The following is a 6,293-nucleotide window of genomic DNA, read 5'->3' as shown; positions in this document are numbered from 1 at the left end:
CATAAACTCCCCTTCGCAAGCTCCACCTCTGGCTGACAAGCAGGATACGCAGAACACTTCCTGCCCTCCAAAACACCTGCAGCCACCAACAACTGCGCACCATGACACACCGCCGCCACAGGCTTGTTGGCATCAAAGAAATGCTTAACCATAGCAACGACAGCTTTATTCAAACGAAGATACTCAGGCGCTCGCCCACCGGGAATCACCAAGGCATCGTAATCTTCCGCCTTGATATCCGCAAAAGTCGCATTCAACGCAAAACGATGCCCCGGCTTCTCCGTATAAGTTTGATCGCCTTCAAAATCATGAATCGCCGTCGCCACCGTATCGCCAGACTTCTTATCTGGACACACCGCATGCACCGTATGACCCACACTCATCAACGCCTGAAACGGCACCATAGTTTCGTAATCTTCCGTGAAATCACCCGTGATCATTAAGATTTTTTATTAGACATGACACCTTCTCCTGTTTTGATTAAAACGTCCTATGTTGTAACAGCTAGAGAAAGCAAAAAGGTATTAATGGGTTATTACATTGAACCCTTACCCTTTTGGGAACCAAAAACCGTAGGTCTGATGAGACGAGGAACGAGGCGTGATCTGACGCTGAAAGCGAAGCTTTCATCTTGTAAGTCGTGCTTTGATTCCGCTCGATGGAACAGAGCTAAGTCCCTTCCCCTTTTGTCTTCCAAGGGGAAGGCGGAGGATGGGGTTGTTCTTTAACACCACTCAAACGCTCTGTATTCCCAGTCATTCCCGCGAAGGCGGGAACCTATTTCCTCTTTGGCACCACTCAAACGCTTTGTTATGAGTCCCCTTGAAACACGCACTGAACCTTCTTGACATTAAACCCGATACTTTCGTAAAACTTGTGCGCATCAAGCCTCTTTTCGTCACAACGTACTCTGAACTTACCTAAATTTTTAGCTTGAGCATATTGAACTAATGCTCGACCAACACCGTGACCGCGACTTTCAGGGGAAACAACTAAACCACCAATTTCAAAAAAGTTGTCAGATGCAAGACGTCTAGCATAGAAAAGATGTAGCCAACCAATAATTTGACCTTGCCACTCCGCTACAAATACTTGGTCTTGAGTAGAATGGAGCAATTCTTGGAGTTTTGTGGTGGATTCAGTGGAGGATAACTGAGAATAGCCAAGGTGTTCTGAGACTTTATTGATACCGCTGGCATCCAATTCTGAAGCTGATCTGATGATGTATTCCATTTGACGTTTCCTCATAGATTATAACGCCGCGCTCACCTATAAACTGGGAGCGCAGCGAGTAATTTATCCGCATGCCACGCTTTGTTATCTTTTGAACACTTCCGCACCAAGACTTAATCTCGTATTTTCTTCCAAATCGCTTACAAACAATTCCCAATCTCCCTTTGCCACCCTCTTCTGACAGTATATCGAAGCCATTCGCATAAAACCTTCAGTGACAACTTGAAGGTCTTTAATAAATTGATCCATCTTCTCCTCGTAACTATTACCATACGATAAGAAGATCGAATCTCTATAATTCGCTTTACCCCGATAGCGGAATGCCTGAAAGAGGAAATTTACTTGTCCCCTCCTGAGCTCATTGTCTCGTAGCTCTCTTGCTGCTTTGGTTCTGAAGTTATCAACTTTAAGGTCTTTGAACTGTTTCGAACTCTTAATGCGCTCTTCAGCTTCCCATTTTCTATAGTCGGCTGTGCCACTCAAGTAGCTAATGCAGGCGCCCTTCGCATCGTCTAAGCCTTTAGCATATGTATTTAAATCAATTTTATTGCCTTTGCGTAATTCACTAATTTTTTCGTCTACGTCTTTCTTAACTAGAGTTGAAAGATAAAGATTAAACGGATAGACGAGCAGACTTTTCTCAGCGAAATCGACGTGCCAAGCTTTTGCTGTTGCAGTATGTGTTTCTTGTTTTGATCCTGAAGATGCCGCAACCATAGCACTTGCAGCAAAGTAGGTGGCGTAGTACCAAGAAATAATCGCGGATCGACAGATATCATATTTATGAGTTACATCTGAATCTAGCGCATTTAAGGATGCAAGATTGTGGTATGCCATTAACATATTTTCAAAGACTATGGTGTCCGACAACTCATTCCGAGCACGTCTTTGCACCTTGCCAAAGACTAACTTTATCCCTTCATCTGAAAACTCATTGCTATTAATAATTTCGGCTAATGCCCTCATCCAATTGATAGTACCCTGGATGGCAAAAGTTGGCTTAGGTTGATCCTTTGCCTCGAAAAGCCTACTTAACAACCATTGTGGCATTGCACTTCCTTAAAAATATAACGCCGCGCTCACCGGCGAGTAAGTTGGTGCTGTTTTTCTGCCTTTTCTCTTAGCAAAAACCGCGACAACTGTATCAATTCTGCGTCCAGCAATCTGTTATGTTTTTTATTTAACCCACTAATTTCTTTGACATATTGTAGCCAGAAATCGTAAAGCCAATTTCTTGGTACAGAGCTAATGCTTGTTGATTTTGATAAGCAACTCTAAGCTTAATTTGATTAATATCAGCAGAAACCAAAAGTTTTTCAAGTTGGCTGATAGCTTTTTTTCCATAACCATTACCACGGTATTCGTCTGCAATATAGAAATCGTAAATGAACGTTGATACATCACTCGATTTGATAGAATGCCACAGATAACCAATAACTTTTAAAGAATTAGCCGAATCTATTTCGATACACATTAAATCATGTTCGTTGGTCTCAAGACCATTTGGAAAACGTCTAATTAGATTTTGATGAGCTAAATCAGTGGCGATTTCAATCGAGTGACCATTATTTTGAGCGATTTCTTGGCTATAATCAGCGATAAAATAATCGCAATAAGCAGGATACTCTTCAACTCTCATTTTCCTTAGGTTAATCAATTAAATCTCCAGATTACGTTGAACAGTGATAGAAACATGACGCTTCAAGCAGAGGCACCAGCTTCGCTGGTGTCCTGCTGGCTTGATTTGTTATGTGTTTTGGTTAGACTCCTGCCAATACTCAAAGCTTCCTCGAATATTTTTAGCATTTTTTCAAAGGTATCTAGCGTAGCTCCAGAACTAAAAGCTCCGTCAGGCTTAATATCTTGAACAACTGCGTCGATTAATTGATGGAAAGTGATAATTTCAGACGCTTTGCCATTTATGATGACACCAATATTTTTGCAGTTATCTTGATACACCCTCGAATAGTGAGGAGGAACATCTACAATCAAAGTGCATAATACGCCTTCTGGCTGTGTTCTCAGGTAGGTTACTGTCTCTTCAATGGCTAAGAGGTAACCTCTATGATCAATAATTTCTACAAGAGCTTTTATTTCTGCTAGAAGACAATTTTCGATTTGCCTGGAAAAGTTCACATCACGACGTTTTTCCATAATCCAAGTTGGGAAAAATGAGGCTATTGCACCAGCTACCGCACCACCCAGAGCGGCATAAACAGGAAGCCACTCGTTTGGCTTCGAAGCCGTTATTTCATTAATAATTTTTAAAGTTTCAGCTAAAGACTGTACATCTTGAGGCGACACGTTTAACTCCTTACATATAACGCCGCCATAATCCTCGCGAGCGTCAGGCGACCGTAGCGAGCGAATTTAATGGTCTTGTTATAGGTCTTATTATAGGGCGGGTTCACTTCATTGAGGAACTGGCACTGCAGATTCTAATTCTAAAATTTCTGAATACAATGTAATTAAGTGTTCGATAGTCAAATCTAATATCGGTTCATACATGAAAGAGTTAAGGTGAATATTAGAGCTAACAGTAATACTAACCTTCTCAAGGGTTCTGATAGCTTGACTATCAGGCAATTCTTTTGTATAGGATTTTATTAGAGCACCAAACTGATTCATTGATTCACACCAATAAGTATCATCAGATTTTATTTTTCGTATTTCTTCGATAAGAAAAACTTCAGCTCTCATTCTAATAGCTATTGACAAAACCACTTTATCTTCTAAATTAAGCCCCTCATGGTCAGCTCTATCTTTAATTTCATTTGCTTTAACAAACAATAACTCTTTGAAAGAGCTTGCATCGTAAGTCGGGTAATTTGTATTAAATAAGCGATTATAGATTTCATAATAATCACCGATAGTAATTTGATCTGTATCTTCTTTCCAGTGCAATAGACTAGTAAGCTTTAAGTAATCAGGATCAGCCTCACCTTTAATATATTCAATTAGATTTCTTGTAAAAGGTACTGTCGCGCAAAGGATAAAATCACTATTATTTATGTTTCTTTTCCACTTTCCGATAAAGTAGTTTTTAATACCTTCAGCTTGAGAAAACGCTATACCATTTTCAGTTCTGCTAGCCATTAAACATCTTTCACGATGAACAAAATTATTTGCCAAAGTTCTAAAGAAATCAAAATTATGAGTCAGAATTAACTGTGAAAAATGTTCAATTTTAGAGATATCTTCAAGGTATTGAACAATAGCATGCTTATTTTTGTAGTCGAAAGAATCTGCAACGTCGTCAATAATAAAAATGGTCTCTGCTGATTTTCTTTTTCTATCTTCGACTTCAAAGATAAAATTTAGAAGATAAAGTGCGCGTTTCTCCCCTTGACTTAAAGACTTTATTTCGCTTCTAGTACAGTCTATTTGATCATCACCATCTTTGAATGTGAACTTTAATTTTGCTTTATCTCTTCCTAAAGCAGCTTCAACTTGGTTGAATAATGATAAAGTAAATGGCATATCGACAAAGCGATTATTAAAAAGCTCTATAGCTTTAGACCAATTCGGAGCTTCTTTAGCAGCGTCCAATTCAATTTGACGTAACTCAGCTTGATTGACAGAAAAAGCCTCTAGGAATACGTCAGAATCTGGACTGTTTTGAACATAAAAAGCCCATAGACACCTCTTGAACTCTACTTGCTTCTCAGGCTTTGTATTTTGTAAAAGCAAATCAACTTCCGTTGCAGAAATATTTTCCAACAATGTAATTAGCGCTTGCGTTTGTGCGTTCTTAGCTAAGTTGCTTCTTAATTTTTTAAGCTCAGCATCACTGTCGATTGACTCATGTACAATCCTCATTTTTTCTTGGAGCTCTTCATAATCAATTGAAGAATTATCACCTTTTAGATGAACTTTATGCCCACCGGCAAAGTACCCTTGTTTATTTAAGGTATTAAATGAAGTATCAGCTTTTACAGGGTTAAAAATTCCGCGAGTATAAATTGTTCCTGCTTGATCAAAGAGTTCTTGATACCGTTGATTAAACTCATTGGACTTTGATAAAAACTCAGAACTCTCTAATATTGAAATAGCTTTAGGGTCAAATATCTCATTATAAATAAAGCTTTCTAGGTCTTCGCCAATGACAACTCCTTTTGCTAACTCTATTGCCTTTGAGAAATCATCTGTTTGAAAGTCATTTTTCAGTATATTTTCGATATCATCTTTTTTTATTTTTGACTTTTTCTGGAGCGATGTTTCGAGCTTTGATTTCAACTTATTAATATCTGAGACTAATGAGTCATATCTAGCTTTACTTTCCTGATTAATAAGAATGTTCGTTACGGCTTCGTTGTCGGAGCTAATTTCTATTTCAGATTTAAGAACGTATATTTTTTCCTTTTGTATATCGATATTATCAACTTTAACAATACAAGTAGGCTGGCGATTAAAACGTTCTTCATTTGGCTGGTCATCTTTTGATAAAGCTTCAAAAGTTCTAGAGAACGATGTTTTCATCAGTCCATTTGGAGCATAAATTGAGTAAGCTTTAGCTTTTCCTCCGGCACTCGAAAAATCAAAAGTTTCATCTAATGAAGAAATACCATAACAGTTTTTGAGGTATACTTTTAGGCTATCCATAACACATCCTTTTAATTATTCACCAAGACCGAATTTATCACCCAGCCCTATAACACCTAAAGCACGGGCGGTAAAACCAGAGCAAAGCGGCGGTTTTGACGTCAAGTAATTTTACTTGTTAGCTATACGCCGCATACCCTGCGCAAATGCATACAATGAAGAAAGCAACTCTTGAAGTTGATTGTTAATTTCTTCATGGCTTGGTTTCCACTGAAACTTACCATTTTTATCTGTGGTTTGACCTAAAACTAGATCATTAAGGCTTCCCATGCCTCCGCTACCCGAAAGTATAGTCTCAGCACAGCGCTGGTACTCACCACCATCAAATGCAGCCAAAGCCTTTTGAAAGAACTGTGACCAACGACTTTCATCTTTCTCAAGCAACACAATTATCAGAATTAGATCTTTTCTAGTTTTATCGTACATAACTTCCTTCAGGCAGCTAACACCCGCGTAAT

The 6,293-nt window shown here is 38.8% G+C and carries 7 protein-coding genes; all 7 read right to left on the bottom strand.

Annotated features, from left to right (window positions below; genetic code table 11):
- Window positions 1–440, bottom strand: a 440-nt coding sequence (locus N5P32_RS14580) for a DJ-1/PfpI family protein (protein ID WP_265729757.1), incomplete at its 3' end; no start/stop codon positions are given.
- 370 nt (window positions 441–810) lie between these two features.
- Window positions 811–1,233 (bottom strand): GNAT family N-acetyltransferase, encoded by a 423-nt coding sequence (locus tag N5P32_RS14575; RefSeq protein ID WP_265729756.1) that lies wholly within the window; start codon window positions 1,231–1,233, stop codon window positions 811–813.
- A gap of 84 nt (window positions 1,234–1,317) precedes the next feature.
- Complete coding sequence (locus tag N5P32_RS14570; protein WP_265729755.1) at window positions 1,318–2,283, bottom strand: hypothetical protein; 966 nt, start codon at window positions 2,281–2,283, stop codon at window positions 1,318–1,320.
- 130 nt (window positions 2,284–2,413) lie between these two features.
- Entirely contained in the window at window positions 2,414–2,890 is a 477-nt protein-coding gene (locus N5P32_RS14565; RefSeq protein ID WP_265729754.1) for a GNAT family N-acetyltransferase, read from the bottom strand.
- Between the two features lie 44 nt (window positions 2,891–2,934).
- Window positions 2,935–3,537: a hypothetical protein gene (locus N5P32_RS14560; protein ID WP_217494965.1), complete on the bottom strand. Its 603-nt coding sequence runs from the start codon at window positions 3,535–3,537 to the stop codon at window positions 2,935–2,937.
- Between the two features lie 108 nt (window positions 3,538–3,645).
- The gene (locus N5P32_RS14555; RefSeq protein WP_265729753.1) at window positions 3,646–5,835 is read right to left on the bottom strand and encodes an ATP-binding protein; all 2,190 of its coding nucleotides are present in this window, start codon (window positions 5,833–5,835) and stop codon (window positions 3,646–3,648) included.
- A 111-nt stretch (window positions 5,836–5,946) separates the two neighbouring features.
- Entirely contained in the window at window positions 5,947–6,261 is a 315-nt protein-coding gene (locus tag N5P32_RS14550) for a DUF6966 domain-containing protein (protein ID WP_265729752.1), read from the bottom strand.
- Window positions 6,262–6,293 lie beyond the last annotated feature (32 nt).

Origin of the sequence: Marinomonas pontica (assembly GCF_026191375.1) — a bacterium.
GTDB lineage: Bacteria > Pseudomonadota > Gammaproteobacteria > Pseudomonadales > Marinomonadaceae > Marinomonas > Marinomonas pontica.
The sequence above is the reverse complement of the archived record's forward strand: the minus strand, read 5'-3'. Positions and strand labels throughout refer to the sequence as shown.